The organism is Halobacillus rhizosphaerae (genome assembly GCF_046719735.1).
Classification (GTDB): domain Bacteria; phylum Bacillota; class Bacilli; order Bacillales; family Halobacillaceae; genus Halobacillus_B; species Halobacillus_B rhizosphaerae.
The window spans coordinates 85,865-110,492 of sequence record NZ_JAUTWQ010000005.1; the positions used below are offsets into that span (position 1 = coordinate 85,865).

Genomic DNA, 24,628 nt, shown 5'->3' on the forward strand with positions numbered 1-24,628 from the left:
GAGCGGTGTTCGGTCAGGGAAGTATTCATAAAAAAGCAGGAGGAAGAAAATGATTCCGCCCTGCTTTTTTATTTTTGTCTAATTAGAGGAGGTTAGTTCCTAATTATGACGTCCACACTTCGTTTGAGAGCTCAACCACGTGGCGGATTTTCGCCCATTGATCTTCTTCAGATAATAAATTCCCTTCCTCAGTGGAAGCAAATCCACATTGTGGACTTAGACAGAGCTGTTTATAAGGAACGTAGTCAGCTGCCTCTGCTATTCTTTTCTTAATTGCCTCTTTGTCCTCGAGTTTTCCTGTTTTCGAGGTGATCAAACCAAGAACAATGTGGAGGTCTGATCGATTTACTTTGCGAAGAGGGTCAAAGCTTCCAGACCTCTCATCGTCAAACTCAAGAAACAATCCATCCACGTTCAGTTTTCCGAAAATGGCGTCAGATACTGCTTCATAGTCTCCTGAAGCTAAGTAAGTAGAGCGGAAATTTCCTCTGCAAATATGCATGGTAATGACCATATCATCAGGCCGTTCGGAAATAGAGTCATTCACCGCCTGAACAAATAATTCGCGAAGCTTGTCTGGGTCCTGCCCTTTATTTCTCATTTTCTGCAGTCCTTCTTCTGAAAAGAATCCTGCCCAGGAGGTATCATCGAGTTGAAGATATCTGCATCCCGCCTCATAAAATGTCTGAATAGCTTTCTGATATGCGCTGGTCAAATCCTCAAGAAGTTCTTCTTCTGTATTATAAACGGTTTGGTTAATGTCACCCCGTGCCAGCAGCATGTTTGGACTGGGAATCGTAAATTTTGGTGTGTGGTTCTCTCCGACCACAGAATGAAGAAACTTATAATGATCGATCATAGGGTGGTCAGAAAAATCTATTTTTCCCACAACTCTTACTGAATGTGCCTTCGTTTCTACACCCTCGAACTGGATACCTGAATCTGTTTCATAGCCTTCGACACCAATAAGTCCTTCCAAAAAGTCAAAATGCCACCAAGCCCTGCGTAAATCTCCATCAGTGATCGATTGCAGACCTGCTTGTTTTTGTTTTTCAACCAGTTTAATAATTTCCTCATCTTCAATTTTCTTTAATTCATAATCAGAAATTTCTCCATAGTCCCGGCTGATTCTTGCCTTTTTAATTCTTTCTGGTCGCAGAAAGCTTCCCACATGATCCCCTTTGAAGGGAGCCATAGTCGTTTGAGTGAATGACATTTTATCCTCTCCTTTTCATAATAAAAAGCCTCTTCCATAAGAAGAGACTTCATCGATTAATGGCCGCTTCTTATCTTTCAAGCTAAATTAGCTTGCAGGAATTAGCACCTTGTACAATTACAGGTTGCTGAGGTGTCGCCGGACCTATTCCTCGACCTCTCTTGATAAGAAATATATGAATTTTTCAAAAAATACTATGGATGTAATCTTAACAACAACTTTTGAAAAAAGAAAGGGAGATTTCTCAACATAGGAAAATCATTATGAATCACTCGAAAAAAAGAGGGGGGTATATAGATCATTTTAGTATTCTATCGATCATCTTGCTGCTCTTTGGTTATTAAAAAACTCAACAAAGAGTACACCTGAAAAAACATCCCGAACCAAACGATGCCCCAGGACGTATCTTTAATGGAGGTGTTCAGACGGCTTTTAAAGGTTTGATTCTTCTCATCGAAAGGGTAAGCGAATGAATTTTTATGACAGGAATAATGATAAGCGCAGCCTAATATGTTTCCACGACCATTCAGTGAAAGTGATCATTAGTATGGATGGAGATGTTTTATGAGGAGCGAATCAGGTTACATAATTAAAGTACCCACTACCGTATATTGCTGTGTGAAAAATCCATATAAAAATTAGTGGTAACGGGTTGACTAAATACCATAAGGGGTATATTATGAAAAACAGATTGCAAAGCAAAGGGGAATAAAATGAATATATGGATTGGGATCATAGTTACTGTATCCTTTGTGTATCTCTATCGGCGATATCTGCCTGTGCCAGGCGTTAATCCAATAAATATATATGAAGAAAATGAATCATTGGAAGGACTGGTTATTGTAGACACTCGAGATTATCAGACTTCTTCTCGTGACAAAATTCCATCAGCTTATTGTATGCCGCTTCCTTATTTGAATCGTCACTACAACGAACTTCCGGATCAGGGCATTATAATTTTTGCTGCTGATTATGTAGAAAAGAACTTAAGCGCCCGCATATTACGCAGTAAAGGAAAATGTATTGCGGGGTACTGTCTAGCAGGAAATTTAGAAAGGAACGATCGAATTGGAATACAATAAACAAATAAAAAATAGAGTGAAACGAATAGAAGGCCAGGTTAGAGGATTATTAAAAATGATGGAAGAAGAGAAAGACTGCCGAGAAGTAGTCACTCAATTATTAGCAGTCAGAAGTGCGGTTGACCGTACAGCTGCCTTAGTGGTTAGTGAAAACCTAGCGGAATGTATTCGAGAGGAAAAAAATAATCAAGAAAGCTCTGAAGATATGATTAAAGAGGCTGTACAGCTTCTTGTAAAGAGCAGATAAAAAGTTTAAGTATATATTTTTTTATGAAATGAAATACCCATACAAGTATATGTATTGAAAAGGAGAATGAAAGATGGAAGAAAAAAAGAAAACGACGATTGTATTGTTTAGTGGGGATTATGATAAAGCGATGGCTGCTTATATTATTGCAAATGGGGCAGCAGCTTATGACCACGAGGTTACGATTTTTCATACCTTCTGGGGTTTAAACGCGCTGAGAAAAGATGCACTGGTTGATGTTAAAAAAGGATTCATGGAAAAAATGTTTGGAAAAATGATGCCTAAAGGCGCAGATAAAATGGGACTTTCTAAAATGAATTACTTAGGTATGGGACCTAAGATGATTAAAAATGTCATGAAGAAACACAATGCTATGCCGCTGCCAGATTTAGTAGAAATGGCACAAGAACAGGATGTGAAACTTATTGCCTGTACCATGACCATGGATTTACTTGGTCTTCATAAAGACGAACTGCTGGATGATATTGAATATGCAGGGGTTGCCGCCTATATTGGCGACGCCCAGGATGGCAATGTTAGTTTATTTATCTAAAAAATTTAATATAATCAGTACCCTGCCAGGTATGGGAGTTTTGTACTGGCAGGTTCAACTATCATTACTATGGAGGGATAAACATGAAGGAAATTACAGCTAATGAACTAGCAAAAAAAGTGAACAATGGGGCACACGTGAACATTATCGATGTGCGAGAGGATGATGAAGTCGCTCAAGGGAAAATTCCAGGTGCTCGTCATATTCCATTAGGTCAAATCTCAGAACGCCTATCAGAAATCGACGAAAATGAACATCATTTCATGGTTTGCCGTTCTGGCGGCAGAAGTGGAAAAGCCACATCTTTTCTGAGTGAGCAAGGGTATGACGTAACCAATATGGCAGGCGGAATGCTTGCTTGGGAAGACAAAATAGAGAAATAAGGAGGAAATTACATGACTATAACTGCGAACGAAGTATTGGATGCTAAAGGACTGGCGTGTCCTATGCCTATTGTAAAAACGAAAAAAGCGATGAAAAACCTTGAGGCAGGCCAGGTTATTGAAGTTCAAGCAACGGATAAAGGGTCTACGGCAGATATGAAAGCCTGGGCAGACAGCACAGGGCATCAATATCTTGGCACTGTAGAAGAGGCAGAAGTACTGAAACACTTTTTACGCAAAGCAAGTGATGCAGAGACGAAGGAAGAAACGAAGCACGAAGAAGTAATTAACCTGGAAGATTTTCAAGCAAAAGTTGAAGTAGAAGAATCCGTTTCAATTATTGACGTTCGCGAACCGGCAGAATTTGCTTTTGGCCATATTCCAGGCTCAGTAAATATACCGCTTGGTGAATTGGATGATCGAATGAGTGAAGTTGAGAAGAATGACGAGGAACTTTATGTGATTTGCCGAACAGGAAATCGCAGTGATTTGGCTGCACAAAAACTGACAAGTAATGGATATAAAAAAGTGAAAAATGTAGTGCCGGGCATGTCTGAATGGCAAGGTACAACAGAAAAGAACAATTAATGAGGAGGTTTTATAAATGGCTGATACAAAAGTAGCGATTATTGCAGCAAATGGTAGTTTATTTGATGCCTATAAAGCATTTAATGTCGCAACAGCTGCAGCAGCATCTGATGCAGAGGTTGGGATCTTCTTTACATTTGAAGGTTTAAACTTAATTCACAAAGAGCAGCACAAGAACCTTCCACTTCCAGAAGGAAAAGAGCATTTTCAGGAAGGGTTTGAAAAAGCCAATGTGCCTTCAATTGAAGAGCTTGTAAGCATTGCACAAGAACTTAATATTAAACTAATTGCTTGTCAAATGACGATGGATGTCATGAATTTAGAAAAAGATGATTTTGTCGAAGGAATCGAGGTTGGCGGAGCAGCTTCATTTATAGAGTATGCCAAGGATGCCAATATCTCATTAACATTTTAATTAAAGAGGTGAAACCATGAGTTTGAAAACTATGACCACTGGTCAACTTGCAAAAAAGATAGTTCAAAATGAAGAAACTCTGATTTTAGATGTTCGAAATACCGATGAATTTGAGGATTGGAAAATAGAAGGCGAACATGTAGATGTCATCAATGAGCCTTACTTTAATTTGCTTGATGGAGTAGAAGAAATAGAAGATAAGCTGAATAAAGACAGGGAAATCATTGTGGTTTGTGCTAAGGGAGGCTCCTCTCAAATGGTAGGCGAAGAGCTTGATGAAGCCGGATTTACTAATGTTTACTCCTTAGAAGGCGGCATGAAAGCCTGGAGTGAACACCTGGAACCAGTGAAAGTTGCTGATTTGAATGACGGAGGAAGCTTATATCAATTTGTTCGCTTAGGTAAAGGCTGCCTGTCTTACTTTATTGAATCAGATGGGGAAGCAGCTATAGTAGATGCCAATCGAATGACCGATATCTATGAAAACTTTGCTAAAGAAAAAGGCGTGCAAATCAAACATCTTGTGGACACTCATTTACACGCGGACCACATTTCCGGCGGCCGTAAGCTGGCAGAAGATAGGAATGGCACGTATTATTTGCCGGCGAAGGACGCTGAAGAGGTCACATTCAGCTATGAGCCTTTAGAAGAAGGAAAAGATATAACCGTAGGAAATACAACGGTTAAAGTGCAGCCCATTTACTCTCCAGGTCACACAAAAGGAAGTACTTCTCTTATTATCGAAAATCAATATTTGCTTACAGGAGATATTTTATTTGTTGAGTCCATCGGACGTCCTGATCTAGCTGGAAAAGCAGAAGATTGGGTCGGAGACTTGCGTGAAACTTTGTATGAAAAATATAAAGAGCTTTCTGATGATTTAATCGTATTGCCAGCCCATTATTCCTTTGCAAAGGAACTAGGGAAGGGCGGTCAAGTATCTGCACGCTTAGGAGATCTGTACCAAAAGAACAAAGGTCTTCAAGTGGACGATGAACAGGAATTTAGAAATATGGTAACGGAAAATCTTCCGCCTCAGCCGAACGCTTACCAAAAGATTCGCGAAACCAATATGGGAAAAGTGGATCCGAATGAAGAGGAACGAAAAGAAATGGAAGTTGGGCCGAACCGCTGTGCGGTACACGGTTAATCTCAACAAAAAGGAGAATGAAAATGGAATCAAATAAAGTGTTAGATGCAAAAGGATTAGCATGTCCAATGCCTATTGTTAAAACGAAAAAAGCTATGCAGGAAATCAACTCAGGAGAGGTTCTTGAAGTGCATGCAACCGATAAAGGGGCAAAAAGCGACCTTTCTGCCTGGGCAAAATCCGGCGGCCATGAATTAATAAAAGATACCGAAGAAGACGAGGTATTAAAGTTTTGGATTAAAAAAGCATAAAGGAATGAAGGAGGGGGGGTTCTTGCCCCCCCTGTTCATAAGGGGGGAGACAAATGGACCTGGGTCTTATCATTACCATATTTTTTATAGGCTTTGCAGGTTCCCTATTGTCCGGAATGCTGGGCATTGGCGGAGCGATTATCAATTACCCCATGCTGCTTTACATCCCTGTCTTTTTCGGTTTTACTGGCTACAATGCTTATGAAGTGTCAGGAATTGTGGCCATCCAAGTATTTTTTGCGACCCTGACAGGTGTCTGGTCTTACCGAAAAGGTGGTTATTTAAACAAGAGCCTGATCGCTATTATGGGGGCTAGTATACTACTGGGGAGTTTTCTTGGAGGGTACGGATCGCATTTTTTATCTGAAGCAGGCATTAATTTCGTTTATGGTATATTAGCTGTTATTGCTTCGGTTATGATGTTTGTACCTAAAAAGGGAAGAACTGACGAGAGTACTGCACAAATCAATTACAATAAACCTGTAGCAGCTATTTTAACGTTTATTGTCGGAGTAGGTGCAGGGATTGTAGGAGCAGGAGGAGCTTTTCTGCTTGTACCCATTATGCTTGTCGTATTAAAAATTCCAACGCGGATGACCATTGCCACTTCGCTTGCCGTCACCTTTATCTCTTCCATAGGTGCTACTACAGGGAAGGTATTAACGGGCCATGTTCCATTGGGTCCTGCGGCTATTGTAATTATCGCAAGCTTAATTGCCTCTCCAATAGGAGCAAGCTTTGGGAAAAAGATGAATACGATGCTCCTGCAAGGGATATTAGTTGTATTAATTGTAGGAACAGCGATTAAAATCTGGATGGATATCCTATTATAAAAAACTTAGAGTGGTTTTCTTAAAAGGAAGTGGAGAACTTGGAAACTTTTATTCAATGGGTCATTATTATTGGAGTCGCCTGGTTTGTATTCAGCCGGCTTCTCCCTGCAAAGGGAATATCGAATATTTCGACACAGGAAGCAAAAAATAGGTTGAAAGAGAAACAAGTACAATTTATTGATGTCAGAACTCCTCAAGAGTATAGATCCAATCATCAAAAGCCATTTAAAAATATCCCATTAGCAGAACTATCGACAAGAACTTCAGAACTCGATAAAAATAAAGAAGTCTTAGTTATTTGTCAAAGTGGGATGAGAAGTATGAAAGCTTCAAAGACGCTTAAAAAACAAGGATTTGAAAAAGTAACCAATATTAAAGGCGGTATGAGTACCTGGAGATGAAAAGAGCATGAATGTATTTTCTGTTTTTTCTTGAAAAATTTTTGTAATGGAGAGGATTAAGCATGTTTCATTATACCGTTGAGACTAACAAAAGTATGGATGAAGCGGTTCGGTCGTTAGAAGAACGTCTAAAAGAAGAAAAATTCGGCGTTCTTTGGCAATTTGATATTAAAAATAAGTTGCAGGAAAAAGGATTTGATTTTAATCAGCCTTATCTTGTGCTGGAGGTTTGTAATCCTAAGGAAGCCCAGCGCGTGTTATCAAAGAATCAATTGGCAGGTTATTTCCTTCCTTGCAAAATCGTGGTCTATCAAGATGAAGGCAAGACTAAAATTGGAATGCCGAGACCTACTTCCTTAATTAAGATGGTCGAAGATAATGAATTAGTGGAATTTGCTGCCAGCATAGAGAATCGTTTGATCGAATGCATGGATAAGAGTGTTAAATAATCCATTGGAGAACGTCAGAGGCTAACCAGCCTCTCTGGCGTTCTCATTTTTTTTAGGGCATTTAATAATTACGGATGGCTTTGAAATTAAACAATAGGACATTAACTGCTGAAGATAAAATTTTTGAACGGAAAGCGGGATGCGTTTTGGCAAATGGTCTTCCTCATTACCGTTGGAACGGCCTATGTACTACTGTCACGATTTTCATCTAATTATTAAAATGTTTTTACTCATGCGGTAAACGAATGAACACCCTCGTTAATATGATATAGGAAGAGCATAGTAATGAGGTGGAAAAATTGGTTTTTGTTATTATTTTTTTAGGGATCGGATTAGTAATCGGTGCTTTTCATAAAGAACCGGACCATATGAGCCCTGAAGAAGAAGCCTGTTATATTTTCATTCTAGTGATGATTATAATGTCCTGGCCTTTATGGCTGTTATATAAATTGGGATTCCGATATATGGAAAAACACCGAAACTGAACTGGGATGACAATTACAACAGGATCAACGGCATAAATACGGGGTATTTTAAACAAAAAAGCTTAAATATTATAAAGATACTGGACACTAGTCTTTCAGCCATTAGTAAATCCGAACGATGATGAAATGTACCAACACTTCAATTTCGTTCGGATTTTTTTGTTCTGCATCAGGTCAGGTTTCTTGGCTTACAAGTGAATTCTGCAGCCAAGCTTTATTCTTTAGCATTTCCTGGTTCTCTATAAGTCCGATTCGTGTAAGGAGGGAGTTCATTTGAATATTTAAATGTTTTCATTAAGTTCAGGTATTTATAGTTCGGATTCATTCTTGTCAGCTCTGAGACGGTAACGAACTCGTACCCCTGTTTTTTTAATTCAGGAAGAATCTTTTTCAATGCGTTAATCGTCTGCATACGATTTCCTCCATAATCGTGAAACAAAATAATGTCTCCATTTCTTACATTATTTATAACATTTCGTACAATCGTGCTTGTTCCCGGCTGTTTCCAATCTAATGTGTCCTGATGCCATGACCACAATACAACGGTATATCCTTCCTCATTCGCTGTATAAATAATCGACTCATTATAAGCTCCGCCTGGAGGACGAAATAATTTTGGAGAAAAACCCGTTAATTGATGAATAATTTCGTTGGTCTGACGTAATTCTTTTATGAATGAGTCTTTATTCATCGTTCTAATATTTGGATGAGTGTAGGTGTGGTTAGCAACTTCGTGACCTGCTTTTACTTCTCTTTGCACGATTTCCGGAAAATTTTCGGCACGTTCACCTACCACAAAAAAAGTTGCTTTCGCTCGGTATTCTTTCAGGACATCCAGAACAAGCGGAGTATAGATTTCACTGGGTCCATCATCAAAAGTTAGAGCAATCATTTTTTTATTGGTGGGAATTTCCCAGATGGCCCGGCCTTGCTTTTCAAAGAAAAAACGGTCTGCTTTCGCGGCTGCTTCTTCATTTAAGAATAGGACAGGAATGAAAATTAATAAGGACAGTAAGACAAGAAATTTTCTTCTCACAAAGACACGGCCTCCTCTTTTTTCTTATCTTGCCGTTGATAAGCTGTTTTTATGATGAGAATTATTAACAATAACTAGACCTTTAGACCAGAGGAGCAATGAGATGGATCAAGAATTTTGGGCAAGTATTAGTCCGGATGCATGGCTGCAAACTGCAGGGGGAATTATTGGTGCTTTTGTTGGAACCTTATTAGCAGGATTGATTTCCATCTTCCTTTATAAGAAAGAAGCGCAAGATCAACGAGTTGAGAAATTTAGTCATTTTAAAAGAAATTATCTTATTTATTTCAGAAACAAAGTGATTAGCTTAGTCGAATTGTTAGAGGAATCAGAGAAAATAAATTTAAAACAATCTCCTTTTCAGTTGAAAATGATTAAAGTCAAAAATGAAGAGGTCAAGCGGTATTATTTAATGAATCTGGAACCTTGTGTTCCCATAGAGCTTCATGAGTCGTTTGAACATATGTACGGTCAAATCGTAAACATAGAGAGCTTTATTCACTTAATTTACGGTCATCACGATGCGGAGGAATTGATCACATTGCTGAATCTGCTGCCCATCATGAATGAATCCATACAGGAAATTTCTCATACACTCGACTTGATTGATACAAAAATAGCGGAAGATTTTTAAAATGAAAATAACCAGGAGTACCCCTGGTTATTGTTTGAAACAAAATAGAATTTACCATTTTTCCTATTAACGATAGAAGGAAGCTCCCACAATAATTAACAGGATAAACAGAACTACGATTAGTGCGAAACCGCCACCGTAACCGTAGCCACCGCCGCAGCCACCACCGTAGCCGCCGCCGAATCCGCCGCCATAAAAGCCCATGATTCCACCACCTTTATTGCTTTATATAACAGGGTATGTAGGGGGGACCATATTGGGAAGGGCATTTGTCCATGATTGAAATTCCTCGCTTATTTGAATGACTTAATACCTGGAAATTTATATGCTTGTATAAAATGAAAATCATCATTTATGAACCCTTGATTTTGGACAAGGAAACTGACTAATTTTCTCCGAATTTATAAAACACAGAATGATTTGAATGGAGGAATCCACCCCTGATTTTAGAGATAAAAAAGAAAAAAAGAAACTGATTATTTACCTGTAGAATTCAGCTATAGCCTGAATGAAAACGCTTTATCAAATACCTGAATAATCAAAGTGTTCAGAAAATTTAACGAAAACCTGTTGACCTTCACGAGAAATCGGTTTAAAGTAGTCCTCAATCAACTAAACCGAAAACGCAATGTTCAAACAGTAAACGGATAGTTGGTTCATGTGGAATGACCATTGGACCCTGAAAAGTAAGAGTGCATGCTTACCCCCCAGGGTCCACATAAACAACTTTATTCATTATCCATATTAACCATAACTATACAAAAGAAAGGAGTGCTGAGAATGAGCAGCCAATGGATTTATATGAGCGGCGAATTCGTAGACAAGAGTGAAGCTGTCGTATCCGTCTACGATCATGGTTTCTTATATGGGGACGGGGTGTTCGAAGGCATTCGAGTTTATGAAGGCAATGTCTTTAAGTTAGAAGAACACTTAAATCGCCTCTTCGATTCTGCTAAGTCAATCATGCTTCAAGTACCATATGAAAAGGAGGAATTGGAAGAAATTATTGTTGAAACTGTCCGCAGAAACCAGCTGGAAACCGCCTATATTCGAGTAGTTGTTTCCAGAGGTGCTGGGAACCTCGGACTGGATCCTTCCAGTTGTTCAAATCCTCGAGTGGTTGTCATTGCTGAAGCACTCGCTTTATTTCCTAAAGAGCTGTATGAACGAGGTGTCAGACTTGCTTCAGTATCCAGCAGGCGTAATCGACCGGATGTACTTCCTCCGCAAGTGAAATCATTAAATTATTTAAATAATATTTTAGTTAAAATGGAGGCTAACCAGGCAGGCGTTGATGAAGCATTAATGATGAACGACCAAGGTTATGTGACAGAAGGTTCAGCAGACAATATCTTTATTATAAAAAACGGCACAATCTTAACTCCACCTACCTATTTAGGTGCACTTGAAGGAATTACGCGAAATGCCATTATAGACTTAGCCCGGGAAAAAGGCTATGAAGTAAAAGAGCAGCCATTCACCCGCCATGATGTGTACGTGGCCGATGAAGTTTTCTTAACAGGCACGGCTGCTGAAGTGATTGCCGTGGTAGAAGTGGATCAGCGTGAAGTAGGCGATGGAAAACCAGGCGCAGTCACAAGTCATTTACTTTCTGAATTTAGAAAAATCACCACCACAGACGGGGTGAAAGTAAACCCTCAAGAAAGTAAAGCACAAGTCAGCTGATGAACGTACTGACAAACAATTTCATCTTAATAACTCGTTGACAGGAATAAAGGAATAAGAAATTGTATTCACAGAGAGCCGGGGTTGCTGGAAGCCCGGAAATACAACTTATTCTGACATCATCCTTGAGTGTCTTAGCTGAACGGTATCTAGTAGGCGGGACCAGGTGTTCACAGCACCTGTTATCAAAAAGAAGTTATCCAGGATAACTTCATGAGGTGGAGCCGCTGGCTTCACGAACGAGGGTGGTACCGTGAAAGAACAAAGGCCTTTTCACCCCTCTCTTTCCTTAACGCAGTGCGTGTAAGGGGAGTGCAGGGGGAGAAGGTCTTTTTTTATATTTTTTATCAGGAGGGATTTAAAAATGAAGGTAGAAGCAAAGCCGATGGAACAGACGACTACAAGGACGGGGGCAGATTTACTTGTAGAAGCTTTAATTGGGCAGGAAGTCAAAACGTTATTTGGTTATCCAGGTGGAGCGGTATTACCTATTTACGATGCTTTATATAGAGCAAAGGGTAATTTCGATCACGTTCTTCCTCGCCATGAGCAAGGAGCTATCCATGCGGCTGAAGGATATGCAAGAGTTTCAGGACGGGCAGGCGTTGTGATTGGAACCTCAGGACCAGGAGCAACCAACCTGGTCACAGGCATTGCAGATGCCATGATGGATTCGATTCCACTCGTTATTTTTACGGGGCAGGTAGCCAAGGGTGTCATTGGTACCGATGCTTTTCAGGAATCCGATATTATGGGCATCACTACACCCATTACCAAGCATAATTATCAAGTCCAGCAAATAGAAGAACTTCCAAGAATTGTGAAAGAGGCATTTCATATTGCTACAACTGGAAGACCTGGTCCAGTAGTTGTGGACATTCCAAAGGATATTGCAGCAACGGTAACCGAAGCGAAAGTAGAAAATCACTTTCATCTGCCGGGCTATCAACCCACTTTAAAGCCAAATCCAATGCAAATTAGTAAGCTTCATGAAGCATTGAAAACTGCTAAAAAACCAATTGTTTTGGCTGGATCAGGAGTGATTCACGCAGGAGCTTCAGCGCAGCTCAAAGAGTTTGTAAGAAATTATCAGCTTCCTGTTACCACAACATTACTCGGACTAGGCAGTTATCCAGGGAATGATGAGTTGTCCTTAGGAATGGCAGGTATGCATGGAACCTATGCTGCCAATATGGCTCTTTATGAGTGTGATCTTCTGATAAATATCGGCTCTCGATTTGATGATCGTTTAACCGGTAACCTGGATCATTTTGCTCCAGGAGCAAAGGTTGCTCACATTGATATCGATCCTGCTGAAATCGGAAAAAACATTCCTACCCATATTCCGATTGTATCGGACGCGAAGGCAGCACTTGAATCATTGAATAAGAAGGATATCAACCAGCTTGATCATCAAGAGTGGATCAGCCTGGTGAACAGTAATAAAGCTGATTTTCCATTGTGGCACGACCTGCCGGAAGAAGCACTCATCCCTCAGTGGCTGCTCAGAAAAGTTTACGACTATACCAAAGGTGAAGCTGTTGTAGCTACGGATGTCGGTCAGCATCAAATGTGGGCAGCTCAGTATTATCATTTTAATTTGCCTAATCGCTGGGTAACTTCTGGTGGACTTGGCACGATGGGATACGGTTTTCCAGCTGCTATCGGTGCCCAGTTAGCAGATATGGAATCTACGGTGGTCGCAGTGGTCGGCGATGGAGGATTTCAAATGACCCTCCAGGAGCTTTCGGTATTACAGGAACGAAAGCTGCCGGTGAAAATTCTCATCGTCAATAATCAGGCGTTAGGAATGGTCAGACAGTGGCAGGAGAAATTTTATGATAAGCGATATTCTGAATCAATCATTGAGGTTCAGCCTGACTTTGTAAAGCTTGCAGAAAGCTACCAAATTCCAGGTTACAAGCTGGAAACTCAGGAGGAGGTAGAAGAAATGCTTCCTAAGATATTAAATGATCCTCATCCAGCGTTGATTGACTGCCGTGTTCTTCAAACGGAAAATGTCTATCCAATGATTGCTCCCGGCAAAGGGCTTCATGAAATGATTGGGGTGAAACGATGAAACGAATTGTTACAGCGATTGTCCACAACAGGAGTGGTGTACTGAATCGCGTCACCGGGTTACTTTCTAAGAGGCAATTTAACATAGAAAGTATATCCGTAGGACGCACTGAAACAGAAGGGATTTCTAAAATGACCTTTGTGGTCGATGTAGAAGACAATCGTAAGCTTGAACAACTCACGAAACAACTCAACAAACAAATTGATGTGTTGAAAGTATCTGACATTACGGATAAAGCAATTGTGGCAAGAGAGCTTGCGATGGTCAAAGTCATTAGTAATCCTCAGATACGCAGTGAGCTTCAGGGAATTATTGAACCATTTCGGGCTTCGATCATCGATGTAAGTAAAGAGAACATGACTGTTCAAGTCACCGGGACATCAGATAAGGTTGATGCTTTAATTGAATTGCTTCGGCCTTATGGGATTAAAGAACTGGCAAGAACTGGGCTGACCGCCTTTACTAGAGGTCAGCAGCCGCAAACGACAGAAATTAAATCTTATTCACTATTAAAATAATAATAATGATTGAAAGGATGATATAAAATGGCAAAAGTTTACTATCAAAATGACATTCAGGACGAGGTACTAAAAAATAAGAAAGTGGCAGTGATTGGCTACGGATCTCAGGGTCACGCTCATGCTCAGAACTTAAAAGAAAGTGGCTATAATGTGGTAGTCGGTCTAAGAAAAGGAAAGTCCTGGGATAAAGCAGTAGAAGATGGTCTTGAAGTGAAAGTAGTTGCAGAAGCAGTCGCTGAATCAGACGTAGTTATGGTTCTGCTTCCTGATGAACATCAACCATCCGTTTATGAGGAACACATCAAACCAAATCTAAACGCAGGAAACGCTCTTGCATTTGCTCATGGATTTAACGTTCATTTCAACCAAGTGGTCCCACCTTCTGACGTGGATGTATTCTTAGTTGCCCCTAAAGGACCAGGACACCTGGTAAGAAGAACTTTTGAAGAGGGGGCCGGTGTTCCTTCCCTTATCGGTGTAGAACAGAACGTAACTGGAGAAGCGAAGGAGATCGCACTTGCCTATGCGAAAGGTATCGGCAGCGGGCGTGCCGGCGTTCTGGAAACAAGCTTCCAGGAAGAAACGGAAACTGATCTGTTTGGTGAACAAGCGGTACTGTGCGGAGGACTTTCAAGCTTGGTGAAAGCTGGATTTGAAACCTTGACTGAAGCAGGCTACCAGCCGGAAGTCGCTTACTTCGAATGTATGCATGAATTGAAACTGATTGTGGACCTGATGTATGAAGGCGGTCTTGAGTATATGCGTTATTCCATTTCTGATACGGCCCAATGGGGTGACTTTGTATCAGGACCACGCGTAGTAAATGAAGACACCAAACAACGCATGAAAGAAGTATTGGGAGATATCCAAACCGGTAAATTTGCCAAAGGATGGATTCTTGAAAACCAGGTAAACCGTCCAGAATTTAACGCGATTAATGCACTTGAAAATAATCATCAAATTGAGAAGGTGGGAAGAGAATTAAGAGAATTAATGCCATTCGTGAAGAAGCCCCAATCTAAACAAAAGGATGTGGTCAAGCATGGCTCACGTTAAAGTATTCGATACAACGCTACGTGATGGAGAGCAGTCAGCAGGGGTAAACTTGAATCGCCTGGAAAAATTGGAAATTGCTAAGCAGCTTGAACGTCTGGGTGTAGATATTATGGAAGCAGGATTTCCTGCTTCCTCACAGGGAGATTTTGAAGCTGTCAAAGAGATCGCCGAAACCGTGCGAGGTTGTTCAGTTACCGGTTTAGCGCGCGCTCATAAGAAAGATATTGATATTGCCTGGGAAGCTCTTAAAGGCGGAGCAGAGCCAAGGCTGCATATCTTTCTTGCTACCTCTCCTATTCATATGACTCACAAGTTGAAGAAGTCCCCAGAAGAAGTGGTCGAAGCCGCTGTTGAAGCTGTATCATACGCGAGAGAAAAATTCCCTTACGTCCAATGGTCAGCGGAAGACGCTTGCCGCTCAGACTATGATTTTCTAGTTCACATTATTGAAAAAGTTATAGATGCTGGTGCCACGGTGATCAACTTGCCTGATACCGTCGGCTATACTACTCCAGATGAATATGGGAAACTTTTCGACTATGTGAAGCAGCATGTTCCGAATATTAACAAGGCGACGTTGTCAGCTCATTGTCATGACGATCTGGGAATGGCAGTCAGCAACTCACTAGCAGCAATTGAACATGGGGCCACTCAAATTGAAGGAACAATTAACGGTATTGGTGAACGAGCTGGTAATGCAGCACTTGAAGAAATTGCGGTTGCCTTGCAAATTCGACAAGACCGTTATGATTTTCAAACGAATATGGTGCTTAAAGAAATTAAACGAACCAGTGATCTTGTCAGTCGTTTGACTGGAATGATGGTGCCAGGTAATAAAGCAGTGGTAGGACGGAATGCATTCGCTCATGAATCCGGCATTCACCAGGACGGCGTGCTGAAAGAAACCACCACTTACGAAATTATCACACCGGCTATGGTTGGCATCGATTCCAACCGCATGGTTATTGGAAAGCATTCTGGCAGACATGCCTTTAAACAGAAAGCTGAAACGTTTGGATTTGAATTAACTGAAACGAAACTGAAAGAAGCATTTGAATCCTTTAAGAATTTGACTGCGAAGAAGAAAGAAGTTACAGATGATGACTTGTTTGCCATCTTGACGGATACTCAGACCGCAAATGAGGATCAGCCGAAATACGAACTCAAAGCCTTCCAAGTTCAGTATGGAAGTATTAATAAACCAACTGCTACTATTCTTCTCACCACACCAGATGGAGTGGAAGTCGAGAGAGCTAATACTGGAGAGGGCAGTGTTGAGGCCATTTACAACACCCTGGATGATCTAATAGACGAAGACGTCCATCTTCAGGATTACCAGTTAAGTTCCATCGGCCGTGGCCGAGATGCTTTAGCAGAAGTTCATGTGCAATTGACTGTAAATGATCGCCAGGCGTCTGGTAGAGGATCAGCTCAAGATGTGCTTGAAGCCTCTGCACAAGCCTTCCTTAATGCAGTAAATCGTACACTTTATAACTTTAATAAGCCACCAATTCAAAAAGCACAAGTATAAAGGAGGAGTAGGACAATGAATAAGCACATCGTAATGCTGCCCGGTGACGGAATCGGCCAAGAAGTATCCAAAGCTGCGAAACAAGTACTTGAAGCAGTCGCAGAACGTTATAATCATACTTTCACTTTTGAAACACATGAAATTGGCGGGGCGGCAATTGACAGTCAAGGCACTCCTCTTCCAGAAGATACAGTGGCTGCCTGTAAGAAATCAGATGCCATTTTACTAGGAGCTGTTGGAGGGCCGAAATGGGACCAGCTTCCTGGGCATATGCGGCCGGAGAAAGGCTTGCTTGGTATTAGAAAGAAAATGGGTCTATTTGCAAACCTTCGCCCCATCAAGGGATTTAAACAATTACTGCATGCTTCTCCCCTGAAGCCGGAAGTGGTGGAAGGCAGTGATTTGCTTATAGTTCGAGAGCTGACAGGCGGGTTGTATTTCGGTGAACCCAGTGAACGCAGAAATAATGGCCAAGAGGTCGTTGACACTCTTGCCTATACGAGAAGTGAAATAGAAAGAATTGTCGATCAAGCTTTTCAAAGTGCCATGGTGCGTAGAAAACATTTAACTTCCGTAGACAAGGCAAATGTTTTGGAATCAAGCCGCATGTGGCGTGAAGTCGTTGAAGAGAAGAAACACGATTATCCGGAAGTCACCGTGGACCATATGCTAGTTGATGCAGCAGCGATGAAACTAATTACTAACCCTGCATCCTTCGATGTAATTGTAACCGAGAATATGTTTGGTGACATTTTGAGCGATGAAGCATCGGTATTGACCGGATCCTTGGGGATGCTGCCTTCGGCGAGTATCCGGAGTGATGGTGTCGGTCTTTACGAGCCCGTCCATGGTTCTGCTCCTGATATTGCTGGAGAAAATAAAGCGAATCCATTGGCAGCTATTTTATCTACAGCGATGATGCTTCGCCATTCATTCCAGATGGAGGAAGAAGCGGATCAAGTGGAGACAGCTGTGCAGGAGGTATTGGCAGCTAAGTTCCACACTGCAGATCTTAGTCTTGAAAATGGAGTGAAAGTAACGGGCAGTGAAATGGCCGCTAAAGTGATTGAACAGATTAGTTCCAATGATACGACGAAAAATATTATGCAATGTTATGCCTAAGTCAAACTAAAAAGGAGTGGATCCATCATGAGTCAACCTAAAACAATTATTGAAAAGATTTGGGATCAACACGTTGTCCATGAAGAGGAGGGTAAGCCTAATCTCATTTACATCGACCTCCATTTGATCCATGAAGTTACCTCTCCACAGGCCTTTGAAGGTTTGCGGATTAGCGGCAGAAAAGTCAGGCGTCCAGAGAATACTTACGCTACGATGGATCATAATGTACCTACGATTCACCGACATGTGATTAAAGATGCCGTATCAAAAAAACAAATGGAAACATTAAAAGAAAATTGTGAGGAATTTGGCATTCGTTTAGCCGATATTGACCACCCTGACCAGGGAATTGTCCATGTCATAGGACCTGAATTGGGTCTTACACAGCCGGGTAAAACCATCGTATGCGGAGACAGTCATACTTCTACCCATGGAGCGTTTGGAGCCCTTGCGTTTGGAATAGGGACAAGTGAAGTGGAACATGTACTTGCAACTCAGTCCCTTTGGCAGGCGCCTCCGAAAACTCTCCAAGTGAAAGTGGATGGTGAGCTAGGTACAGGGGTTACCGCTAAAGACCTTATCCTGGCCGTCATTGGTAAATACGGCGTACGATTCGGCACGGGCTATGTAGTGGAATATACGGGAGAAGCCATTCGAAATCTATCTATGGAAGAAAGAATGACTGTCTGTAATATGTCTATAGAAGCTGGGGCACGAGCAGGTCTAATCAGCCCAGACGAAACAACAATTGAGTATCTTCGGGGTAAGCGTCACGTTCCTAAAGACCAGGAATTTGAAAAAGCTGCAGAGGACTGGTTAGCCCTTGCTACTGATGAAGGTGCCGTGTATGACGCGGCGGTCGAGATTAATGCCGCTGAGATCGAGCCTCAAGTAACTTGGGGAACGAACCCGTCTCATTGCGTTCCTATCGGCGGCCGTGTACCTGATCCTTCTTCCCTTAGTGAAGATGAGGATCAAGACGGTGTCCAAAGGGCCATTGAATATATGGGGCTTGAAGCCAATCAAGCGATTCAAGACATCCCGGTTGAACACGTCTTTATTGGTTCTTGTACCAATTCCAGATTAAGTGACCTACGGAAAGCCGCAGAGATTGTCCAGGGCGGCCAAGTGCATAAAGATGTCACAGCCTTAGTGGTCCCCGGTTCTAAATCTGTGAAGGAAGCAGCCGAAGCGGAGGGGTTGGATACCATCTTCCTCACGGCAGGATTCGAGTGGAGAGACGCTGGGTGCAGTATGTGTCTGGCCATGAATGACGATGTCATCCCTCCTGGTGAACGTTGTGCTTCTACGTCCAATCGAAATTTCGAAGGCAGACAGGGAAATGGGGCCAGAACACATCTGGTGAGCCCGGAGATGGCAGCAGCTGCAGCTCTTGAAGGTTATTTTGTAGATGTCAGAAAATATGCAAGTGCAGTAGGAGGGTGAGGAAATGGAACCTTTAGCCCAGCATAAAGGACAGGTTTATCCATTAAACCGAAGTAATGTTGATACGGATCAGATTATCCCTAAACAATTTTTAAAACGGATTGAAAGACAAGGATTTGGGCAGTTTCTATTTTATAACTGGCGCTTTTATGAAGACGGGACACCCAGAGAAGATTTCACATTAAATGATTCCGTTTACAAAAATGCTTCTATTTTGGTAGGAGGAGAGAACTTTGGGTGCGGCTCTTCTCGTGAGCATGCTCCGTGGGCCATTCAGGATTTTGGTTTCAAAGTAGTGATCGCCCCTAGCTTTGCCGATATCTTTTACAATAATTGTTTCAAGAATGGTATCTTGCCAGTCCAATTAACGACAGCAGAAGTAAAGCAGCTTATGGAGAAAGCAGAACAAGATGCACTGGTTCTTTACGTGAATCTTGAAGATCAAGTCGTTCAAGACGACCATGGGTTCAAAGCAGAATTTGAAGTTCAGCCTTACCATAAAGAAATGCTTCTTAATGGTTGGGATGAGATAGCTGTCACACTAACCTATGAAGATAAAATTGATCAGTTTGAAAATGCATAAAACAAAAGGGAGTGAAGACGTTGGGAATTTCTTAACGCTCGCAAAAGTAATGGATGCACATGAAAAATTAGCAGAGGTGGTTCACAGAACCCCCTTGGAAACCTCAAAGACCTTTGATCAGTTAACCCATCAGCATGTGTATTTAAAAATGGAAAATCAACAAAGAACAGGAGCCTTTAAGGTACGAGGGGCTTCCTATAAAATCGCCAGGTTAACAGAGGAAGAAGCAGAGCGGGGAGTCATTGCCGCTTCTGCCGGTAATCACGCACAAGGTGTGGCTTTAGCTGCAACCAAGCGAGGAATTAAATCTACCATCTTTATGCCTGAAGGAACCCCTAAAGCTAAAATCCAAGCAACAGAAGGATATGGAGCTGACATTGTACTAATAGGTGAGTCCTTTCAGGAAGCCTATCAGGCGGCTAAAGCAGAGCAAAAGGTGAAGGGTGCGACATTTGTTCATCCCTTCGATGATTTTGATGTGATGGCCGGGCAGGCGACCGTTGCTGTAGAAATGCTGGAGCAGCAGCCAGAACTTGATACATTAGTTGTTCCTATTGGCGGAGGAGGTCTGATTAGCGGTGTAGCTTTTGCAGCAAAAAGTTTAAAACCGGAGATTCAAATAATCGGTGTGCAATCTGCAAAGGCGTCCGCCACGTATAATGCTTTTTACAAAACCGGACCTCAAAAGTTATCTTCTGTATCTACGATTGCAGATGGAATTGCTGTTAAAGAAAGAGGAAGGCTAACCTTTCAGTGTATTCAGAAATATGTGGACCGTATTATAACTGTGGATGAGCATCATATTGCTAAAGCAATGCTGCAATTACTAGAAAGGGAGAAAACCCTTGTCGAAGGGGCTGGAGCTACGGCCCTTGGAGCGTTACTCGATGAAAAGTCTAATATTAAAAGTAATCATTGCGGCGTTATCTTAAGCGGAGGAAATATGGACCTATCACGGCTGCAGTCGGTCCGCGAGCTAGCCACTCCTAAAAAAATTGTCATTGCGAAATGAAAAATAATGTGTAAGGAAGATATTCAACAACGAACCCGGACCATTCATTAAGATTGGTTCGGGTTTGCTATGTTTTGCCATAATGATTTCTTTCTGGATTCACAACTATGAAAATGGTCAGAATCCGGTCTCCCTTCTAATTTTGATCTAGTCTTTGTGGTGAATATGTGATTATAAACCTCGGTTCACTTTTAAGAATGAATGCCATAAAAAAACTCACGTTTGGCCGGATATCTTTAATCTAGAGACATGATTTCACTTAGAAAACCGCGGAATATGCTATCATGGATAATGGAATTGTTGATAGAAGGAGAGATCAGCTATGAATATTGAATATATTAAGTGCCATGGATCCGGAAATGATTTTATTCTAATAGATGAAATAACTCATAGTTACCCTTTTACAGAAGAGGAACGCAGAAAGATTTCTATCCTCCTCTGCGACCGGAGTACAGGCGTGGGGTCTGATGGAATATTATTTGTGATGGAAAGTAAAAAGGCGGAAGCAAGGATGCGGATGTTTAACTCTGACGGGACGGAAGCGGAAATGTGCGGCAACGGCCTTCGCTGTGTGGCCCGTCATGTAATTGAACAACTTGGAAAGACAAAAGTAGAGATAGAAACGGAGAAAGCAGTACTCTCTGTAAGTCAGGTACCTCAAATCTTTGAAGGAATTGATACATTTTCTGTTACCATAGAACCGGTTTCATTTAAAGCAGATTCGCTGCCTATGATTGTGGAGCAAGAGGAGGCGATAAATATTGCGATTCCTGAGCTATCCAATCAATTTACTTTTACTGCATTGAGTGTACCTAATCCTCATATTGTCTCGATGGTGGAGGATTATGAACAAGAAGAGCTTGCTGCTATTGGAAGGAAAGCGAATGAACTTCATGAGGTTTTTCCAAATGGAGTCAATGTTAGTTTTGTTCGAACAATAGACAAAAATAAAATCTTTGTGCAAACCTATGAACGTGGGGTTGGTTTAACTAATGCATGCGGGACAGCGATGTCTGCTTCCTCGATCGTATCGACGCTTCTCGGACCCAATGATCTAAATCAGCCGATTGTAGTCATAAATAAAGGGGGTTTAGTGAATTGTTTGGTCGAGAAGAATGGTGAGAGTTATTCCATCCAACTAAGAGGCAATGGAACGAATGTTTATCAAGCAGCAGTTGAGGTAAATATTGAAGAAGGGGTATGGAAATATTCCAAAGATCCTGAGTACAACCAAGAGGAAAACGACACTTACGAGAAACTAAAAAACTACGCAGCTTCACAAAGCTAAAGGAGTTTTACAGATGCTAAAAACATTTGAATTAAGAACCGATCATCATGATCAAATGATTGATGTAACCTCTGAAATTGAAACATGGATAAAGGAGCAAGAGGTCCAAGATGGAATAGTTATCGTAACCACCCTCCATACGACAGCAGGACTAACTGTAAATGAAAATGCTGACCCTGATGTGAAAACAGATATGCTTCGCAGGTTCTCTGAGGTTTACCCTTGGGAAGACTCTAAGGATTTACACGGAGAAGGTAACACGGCAGCTCATATGAAAACGAGTACTGTCGGTCATTCCCAAACTTTGATTATTGAACAAGGCAATCTACTGCTTGGAACGTGGCAGGGGTTATACTTCTGTGAGTTTGATGGGCCAAGAAACCGTAAGTTTACGGCTAAGGTTATACAATAAAAAAAGCGGAGAATCACAATTTGTGGTTCTCCGCTGTTTACATGAAATTAACAAATTGAATTTTTTGGATCGGGATTTTTCAACCCAAATAATGGACGTATAAATAAGGCTAGGAAAGTACCGGCAAGCGCCATAATCATCCACAACCAGCCGTGAAGACTGAAAGAGGCAATCCCGCCAAAGTAAGCGCCGATATTACAGCCGAATGCCAGACGAGCACCATAGCCCATGAATGCGCCGCCAATAATGGAGGCCATGCCAACCCCGGGCTTTATTTTCCCAGGTTTGAAATCACCCTGAAAAGCAGCAGCAATGAACGCCCCTAGAATAATGCCGAAGTTCATGACACTGGTGGAGTCAGCCAGTACAGTAGAATCTAGTGCTTCCGTATTTCCTTGCCAATATTGCCAGTTGGAAACATCGACACCGAAAAGCTGGATAAACTTAGAACCCCATAAAGCGAAAGCAGATGTAATTCCCCACGGCTTTCCTCTCACAGAAAGGGTAATGGCATTGAGTACTCCGAGGATTACAGCAGCTAACAGCAGTGGCCAAGCCCCGCGCCAGAGTTTTTTCAATCCGGATGTAGTAGCGAGCGGCTTCATTTTTGGCGGGTTTTTCTTTCTTGCAATTTTAACGGTTATGACGTAGATGCCTATAAAAATAAGCATTTGCAAGACCCAGCCGCCAAAATACCCGAGCCCTGTTGACGTAGCTAAGGAAATCGCAGGTAAAGAAGGAAGGTCACGCCAAAATCCGATCTGGTAGGCACCGAGAACCGAGCCGCCAATAAAACCTAGTAAAGTAAGAAGCATAGAAGATTTTCCGCCTCCAACAGTATATAAAGTCCCAGAGGCACAGCCGGATCCCATTTGCATGCCGATACCAAACATGAATGAACCGGCGACCACGCTCCATCCGACAGGGAAAACATAGCCTGCAGGTCCCTGACCAGTGAAGCTGAATCCAGTAGACAATATAATAGCAAATAGTGTGGACGCAACGGCCAACATTAACATGTGGGACTGTAATCCTTGCACATTTCCGACGGATAGAAGTCTTCTAAATGCTGACGTGAATCCGAAACGGGCATATAAGAGAGATAAACCAAAAGCGATCCCAATAATAAATAAGACTCCTTGAGTCAGTGTGCTCACAGTAACGATTGCAGCAAAGAGAATGAGCGAGACAATAATTCCAAGAATGACTAACGGCTTTTGAACTGGATTAAGTGTAGCTCTTACAGTGGAAGACTTTTGATTCCAGTTTTCAATAGCAGGTTGGGCCATAAATTTATACCTCCTAAATCCGATTTGAATAGTATGAATTAAGCTTGATTTATAGTAAAACATAATCAGCATCTTTGTAAACTTTTTTGCATAGACTAAGTTAAGCCAGTCCACTATTTACAAAGATTTAACACTACAATAGAGGACAAGTTGGTAAACTAACCGTGTAGACAGGATTGCTAAAATTTAAGTTGGAGGGATGTCTTATACCTGTTGTTTGCCTTATCTTCACTCGTTGGTTTTTCCATTCACGCATAAAATCAAATCGAAGAACAGCTTGGCGGACATCTGGCGCTCCTCCCCCTACATATAAGAAACTGAAAGGCTGCTCTTCTCATGAGCAGCTTATTCTTTTTTCGTATGACTTTAAGAAATTTACATAATCTAACCAATAGGATGAAGGAACCGAATAGATAAATGCTCCTCTGTTTCATAGAGAGAAGAGAGAACCTCTCCCTCCCGTTTATTTATCGCGGAACCAGTATAGAGAAAGAATAATGATGTGAACTGAAAATGTAAGATTAACTAAAAAATGGACAGGGTAAATGACAAGTAATCAATTGTTTAGGGATGGTGAATGAAATGGCAGAAGCCAAAAAATCTTGGCATGTGATTTTCTTATTGGACAGCACCCGGATTGTGGCTCACGATTTGGAATTAAGTGAAGAAATGGATGCTCGGGAAGCTTCAGAATTTATCACAAAGCAGCTGGACAGAGGATCCTGGTGGTTTCTTGAGGATGGTGTGGCCATCCACACAGAGGGTGTAGAGTGCTTTTATTTAGATCGGTGTGCCAAACATACCCGCTTTTCTACCAGCTAAATAAAAAAAGCCCGGCTCACTTTGAACTGTCCCCCGTTATTTGGACAATTTATAAAA

At 41.5% G+C, this 24,628-nt stretch carries 27 protein-coding genes, 1 pseudogene and 1 riboswitch; of the genes and pseudogenes, 24 read left to right on the top strand and 4 right to left on the bottom strand.

Going from position 1 to position 24,628, the window contains the following annotated elements; translation table 11 throughout:
* Positions 1 to 103 precede the first annotated feature (103 nt).
* The gene (locus Q7A53_RS07605; RefSeq protein WP_411788545.1) at positions 104 to 1,216 is read right to left on the bottom strand and encodes a 5-methyltetrahydropteroyltriglutamate--homocysteine S-methyltransferase; all 1,113 of its coding nucleotides are present in this window, start codon (positions 1,214 to 1,216) and stop codon (positions 104 to 106) included.
* 67 nt (positions 1,217 to 1,283) lie between these two features.
* Positions 1,284 to 1,387, bottom strand: a riboswitch (SAM riboswitch).
* Positions 1,388 to 1,929: 542 nt separating this feature from the next.
* Here Q7A53_RS07605 and Q7A53_RS07610 point away from each other — a divergent pair.
* The 11 genes from Q7A53_RS07610 (at position 1,930) to Q7A53_RS07660 (ending at position 7,568) form a co-directional block, all read left to right on the top strand.
* Entirely contained in the window at positions 1,930 to 2,298 is a 369-nt protein-coding gene (locus Q7A53_RS07610; RefSeq protein ID WP_411788546.1) for a rhodanese-like domain-containing protein, read from the top strand.
* Entirely contained in the window at positions 2,285 to 2,545 is a 261-nt protein-coding gene (locus Q7A53_RS07615; RefSeq protein WP_411788547.1) for a metal-sensitive transcriptional regulator, read from the top strand. Before Q7A53_RS07610 ends, Q7A53_RS07615 begins: the two co-directional genes overlap by 14 nt.
* 73 nt (positions 2,546 to 2,618) lie before the next feature.
* Positions 2,619 to 3,098: a DsrE/DsrF/DrsH-like family protein gene (locus tag Q7A53_RS07620; protein WP_411788548.1), complete on the top strand. Its 480-nt coding sequence runs from the start codon at positions 2,619 to 2,621 to the stop codon at positions 3,096 to 3,098.
* A gap of 83 nt (positions 3,099 to 3,181) precedes the next feature.
* Positions 3,182 to 3,481: a rhodanese-like domain-containing protein gene (locus tag Q7A53_RS07625; RefSeq protein WP_411788549.1), complete on the top strand. Its 300-nt coding sequence runs from the start codon at positions 3,182 to 3,184 to the stop codon at positions 3,479 to 3,481.
* 12 nt (positions 3,482 to 3,493) lie between these two features.
* Positions 3,494 to 4,069 carry a sulfurtransferase TusA family protein gene (locus Q7A53_RS07630; protein ID WP_411788550.1) on the top strand — a complete coding sequence of 192 codons (576 nt, stop codon included), beginning with the start codon at positions 3,494 to 3,496 and terminating at the stop codon, positions 4,067 to 4,069.
* 16 nt (positions 4,070 to 4,085) lie between these two features.
* Positions 4,086 to 4,484 carry a DsrE/DsrF/DrsH-like family protein gene (locus Q7A53_RS07635; RefSeq protein WP_411788551.1) on the top strand — a complete coding sequence of 133 codons (399 nt, stop codon included), beginning with the start codon at positions 4,086 to 4,088 and terminating at the stop codon, positions 4,482 to 4,484.
* A gap of 16 nt (positions 4,485 to 4,500) precedes the next feature.
* Positions 4,501 to 5,634, top strand: coding sequence for an MBL fold metallo-hydrolase (locus tag Q7A53_RS07640; protein WP_411788552.1), 1,134 nt, complete (start codon positions 4,501 to 4,503; stop codon positions 5,632 to 5,634).
* A 23-nt stretch (positions 5,635 to 5,657) separates the two neighbouring features.
* Positions 5,658 to 5,885, top strand: coding sequence for a sulfurtransferase TusA family protein (locus tag Q7A53_RS07645; protein WP_411788553.1), 228 nt, complete (start codon positions 5,658 to 5,660; stop codon positions 5,883 to 5,885).
* Positions 5,886 to 5,938: 53 nt separating this feature from the next.
* Positions 5,939 to 6,718: a sulfite exporter TauE/SafE family protein gene (locus Q7A53_RS07650; protein WP_411788554.1), complete on the top strand. Its 780-nt coding sequence runs from the start codon at positions 5,939 to 5,941 to the stop codon at positions 6,716 to 6,718.
* A 38-nt stretch (positions 6,719 to 6,756) separates the two neighbouring features.
* A complete protein-coding gene (locus Q7A53_RS07655; RefSeq protein WP_411788555.1) occupies positions 6,757 to 7,119 on the top strand; it encodes a rhodanese-like domain-containing protein in 363 nt (120 codons plus the stop codon).
* Between the two features lie 62 nt (positions 7,120 to 7,181).
* Positions 7,182 to 7,568, top strand: coding sequence for a DUF302 domain-containing protein (locus Q7A53_RS07660; protein WP_411788556.1), 387 nt, complete (start codon positions 7,182 to 7,184; stop codon positions 7,566 to 7,568).
* A gap of 699 nt (positions 7,569 to 8,267) precedes the next feature.
* On the opposite strand, the gene Q7A53_RS07665 is transcribed toward Q7A53_RS07660, so the two are convergent.
* A complete protein-coding gene (locus Q7A53_RS07665; protein ID WP_411788557.1) occupies positions 8,268 to 9,089 on the bottom strand; it encodes a polysaccharide deacetylase family protein in 822 nt (273 codons plus the stop codon).
* A 103-nt stretch (positions 9,090 to 9,192) separates the two neighbouring features.
* On the opposite strand from Q7A53_RS07665, the gene Q7A53_RS07670 reads away from it, so the two are divergent.
* Positions 9,193 to 9,723 (top strand): hypothetical protein, encoded by a 531-nt coding sequence (locus tag Q7A53_RS07670; RefSeq protein ID WP_411788558.1) that lies wholly within the window; start codon positions 9,193 to 9,195, stop codon positions 9,721 to 9,723.
* Positions 9,724 to 9,789: 66 nt separating this feature from the next.
* Here Q7A53_RS07670 and Q7A53_RS07675 read toward each other — a convergent pair whose 3' ends face one another.
* Positions 9,790 to 9,927 carry a YjcZ family sporulation protein gene (locus Q7A53_RS07675; RefSeq protein WP_411788559.1) on the bottom strand — a complete coding sequence of 46 codons (138 nt, stop codon included), beginning with the start codon at positions 9,925 to 9,927 and terminating at the stop codon, positions 9,790 to 9,792.
* 576 nt (positions 9,928 to 10,503) lie between these two features.
* On the opposite strand from Q7A53_RS07675, the gene ilvE reads away from it, so the two are divergent.
* The 11 genes and pseudogenes from ilvE to Q7A53_RS07730 all read left to right on the top strand — a co-directional run bounded on the left by ilvE (position 10,504) and on the right by Q7A53_RS07730 (position 22,460).
* Positions 10,504 to 11,409: a branched-chain-amino-acid transaminase gene (ilvE, locus tag Q7A53_RS07680; protein WP_411788560.1), complete on the top strand. Its 906-nt coding sequence runs from the start codon at positions 10,504 to 10,506 to the stop codon at positions 11,407 to 11,409.
* Between the two features lie 364 nt (positions 11,410 to 11,773).
* Positions 11,774 to 13,489, top strand: a complete 1,716-nt coding sequence (ilvB, locus tag Q7A53_RS07685; RefSeq protein ID WP_411788561.1) for a biosynthetic-type acetolactate synthase large subunit — start codon at positions 11,774 to 11,776, stop codon at positions 13,487 to 13,489.
* The gene (gene ilvN, locus Q7A53_RS07690) at positions 13,486 to 14,007 is read left to right on the top strand and encodes an acetolactate synthase small subunit (RefSeq protein WP_411788562.1); all 522 of its coding nucleotides are present in this window, start codon (positions 13,486 to 13,488) and stop codon (positions 14,005 to 14,007) included. Before ilvB ends, ilvN begins: the two co-directional genes overlap by 4 nt.
* A 27-nt stretch (positions 14,008 to 14,034) precedes the next feature.
* A complete protein-coding gene (ilvC, locus tag Q7A53_RS07695; RefSeq protein ID WP_411788563.1) occupies positions 14,035 to 15,066 on the top strand; it encodes a ketol-acid reductoisomerase in 1,032 nt (343 codons plus the stop codon).
* Entirely contained in the window at positions 15,053 to 16,597 is a 1,545-nt protein-coding gene (locus tag Q7A53_RS07700) for a 2-isopropylmalate synthase (RefSeq protein WP_411788564.1), read from the top strand. The genes ilvC and Q7A53_RS07700 overlap by 14 nt, the downstream gene beginning before the upstream one ends.
* A gap of 15 nt (positions 16,598 to 16,612) precedes the next feature.
* Positions 16,613 to 17,719: a 3-isopropylmalate dehydrogenase gene (gene leuB / locus Q7A53_RS07705; protein ID WP_411788565.1), complete on the top strand. Its 1,107-nt coding sequence runs from the start codon at positions 16,613 to 16,615 to the stop codon at positions 17,717 to 17,719.
* A gap of 27 nt (positions 17,720 to 17,746) precedes the next feature.
* Positions 17,747 to 19,165, top strand: a complete 1,419-nt coding sequence (gene leuC, locus Q7A53_RS07710) for a 3-isopropylmalate dehydratase large subunit (protein WP_411788566.1) — start codon at positions 17,747 to 17,749, stop codon at positions 19,163 to 19,165.
* Between the two features lie 4 nt (positions 19,166 to 19,169).
* Positions 19,170 to 19,783, top strand: a pseudogene (gene leuD, locus Q7A53_RS07715) (3-isopropylmalate dehydratase small subunit).
* Positions 19,784 to 19,797: 14 nt separating this feature from the next.
* Entirely contained in the window at positions 19,798 to 20,760 is a 963-nt protein-coding gene (gene ilvA / locus Q7A53_RS07720; RefSeq protein WP_411788567.1) for a threonine ammonia-lyase, read from the top strand.
* Positions 20,761 to 21,082: 322 nt separating this feature from the next.
* Positions 21,083 to 22,048, top strand: coding sequence for a diaminopimelate epimerase (gene dapF / locus Q7A53_RS07725; RefSeq protein WP_411788568.1), 966 nt, complete (start codon positions 21,083 to 21,085; stop codon positions 22,046 to 22,048).
* Between the two features lie 13 nt (positions 22,049 to 22,061).
* Positions 22,062 to 22,460, top strand: a complete 399-nt coding sequence (locus tag Q7A53_RS07730) for a secondary thiamine-phosphate synthase enzyme YjbQ (RefSeq protein ID WP_411788569.1) — start codon at positions 22,062 to 22,064, stop codon at positions 22,458 to 22,460.
* 47 nt (positions 22,461 to 22,507) lie between these two features.
* Here the strand turns inward: Q7A53_RS07730 and Q7A53_RS07735 are convergent, their stop codons facing one another.
* A complete protein-coding gene (locus Q7A53_RS07735) occupies positions 22,508 to 23,749 on the bottom strand; it encodes a YeeE/YedE family protein (protein ID WP_411788570.1) in 1,242 nt (413 codons plus the stop codon).
* Between the two features lie 582 nt (positions 23,750 to 24,331).
* On the opposite strand from Q7A53_RS07735, the gene Q7A53_RS07740 reads away from it, so the two are divergent.
* Complete coding sequence (locus Q7A53_RS07740) at positions 24,332 to 24,571, top strand: hypothetical protein (RefSeq protein WP_411788571.1); 240 nt, start codon at positions 24,332 to 24,334, stop codon at positions 24,569 to 24,571.
* Positions 24,572 to 24,628: the final 57 nt, after the last annotated feature.

Excerpts from the sequence above, each read along its gene's own strand:
- leuB (WP_411788565.1), top strand. The coding sequence starts at position 16,613 with ATGAATAAGCACATCGTAATGCTGCCCGGTGACGGAATCGGCCAAGAA.
- ilvE (WP_411788560.1), top strand. The coding sequence starts at position 10,504 with ATGAGCAGCCAATGGATTTATATGAGCGGCGAATTCGTAGACAAGAGT.
- Q7A53_RS07610 (WP_411788546.1), top strand. The coding sequence starts at position 1,930 with ATGAATATATGGATTGGGATCATAGTTACTGTATCCTTTGTGTATCTC.
- Q7A53_RS07645 (WP_411788553.1), top strand. The coding sequence starts at position 5,658 with ATGGAATCAAATAAAGTGTTAGATGCAAAAGGATTAGCATGTCCAATG.
- ilvN (WP_411788562.1), top strand. The coding sequence starts at position 13,486 with ATGAAACGAATTGTTACAGCGATTGTCCACAACAGGAGTGGTGTACTG.
- Q7A53_RS07675 (WP_411788559.1), bottom strand. The coding sequence starts at position 9,927 with ATGGGCTTTTATGGCGGCGGATTCGGCGGCGGCTACGGTGGTGGCTGC.
- Q7A53_RS07625 (WP_411788549.1), top strand. The coding sequence starts at position 3,182 with ATGAAGGAAATTACAGCTAATGAACTAGCAAAAAAAGTGAACAATGGG.
- Q7A53_RS07605 (WP_411788545.1), bottom strand. The coding sequence starts at position 1,216 with ATGTCATTCACTCAAACGACTATGGCTCCCTTCAAAGGGGATCATGTG.
- dapF (WP_411788568.1), top strand. The coding sequence starts at position 21,083 with ATGAATATTGAATATATTAAGTGCCATGGATCCGGAAATGATTTTATT.
- Q7A53_RS07740 (WP_411788571.1), top strand. The coding sequence starts at position 24,332 with ATGGCAGAAGCCAAAAAATCTTGGCATGTGATTTTCTTATTGGACAGC.
- Q7A53_RS07640 (WP_411788552.1), top strand. The coding sequence starts at position 4,501 with ATGAGTTTGAAAACTATGACCACTGGTCAACTTGCAAAAAAGATAGTT.
- Q7A53_RS07635 (WP_411788551.1), top strand. The coding sequence starts at position 4,086 with ATGGCTGATACAAAAGTAGCGATTATTGCAGCAAATGGTAGTTTATTT.
- Q7A53_RS07670 (WP_411788558.1), top strand. The coding sequence starts at position 9,193 with ATGGATCAAGAATTTTGGGCAAGTATTAGTCCGGATGCATGGCTGCAA.
- leuC (WP_411788566.1), top strand. The coding sequence starts at position 17,747 with ATGAGTCAACCTAAAACAATTATTGAAAAGATTTGGGATCAACACGTT.
- Q7A53_RS07650 (WP_411788554.1), top strand. The coding sequence starts at position 5,939 with ATGGACCTGGGTCTTATCATTACCATATTTTTTATAGGCTTTGCAGGT.
- Q7A53_RS07660 (WP_411788556.1), top strand. The coding sequence starts at position 7,182 with ATGTTTCATTATACCGTTGAGACTAACAAAAGTATGGATGAAGCGGTT.
- Q7A53_RS07620 (WP_411788548.1), top strand. The coding sequence starts at position 2,619 with ATGGAAGAAAAAAAGAAAACGACGATTGTATTGTTTAGTGGGGATTAT.
- Q7A53_RS07700 (WP_411788564.1), top strand. The coding sequence starts at position 15,053 with ATGGCTCACGTTAAAGTATTCGATACAACGCTACGTGATGGAGAGCAG.
- ilvA (WP_411788567.1), top strand. The coding sequence starts at position 19,798 with ATGGATGCACATGAAAAATTAGCAGAGGTGGTTCACAGAACCCCCTTG.
- ilvB (WP_411788561.1), top strand. The coding sequence starts at position 11,774 with ATGAAGGTAGAAGCAAAGCCGATGGAACAGACGACTACAAGGACGGGG.
- ilvC (WP_411788563.1), top strand. The coding sequence starts at position 14,035 with ATGGCAAAAGTTTACTATCAAAATGACATTCAGGACGAGGTACTAAAA.
- Q7A53_RS07730 (WP_411788569.1), top strand. The coding sequence starts at position 22,062 with ATGCTAAAAACATTTGAATTAAGAACCGATCATCATGATCAAATGATT.
- Q7A53_RS07630 (WP_411788550.1), top strand. The coding sequence starts at position 3,494 with ATGACTATAACTGCGAACGAAGTATTGGATGCTAAAGGACTGGCGTGT.
- Q7A53_RS07735 (WP_411788570.1), bottom strand. The coding sequence starts at position 23,749 with ATGGCCCAACCTGCTATTGAAAACTGGAATCAAAAGTCTTCCACTGTA.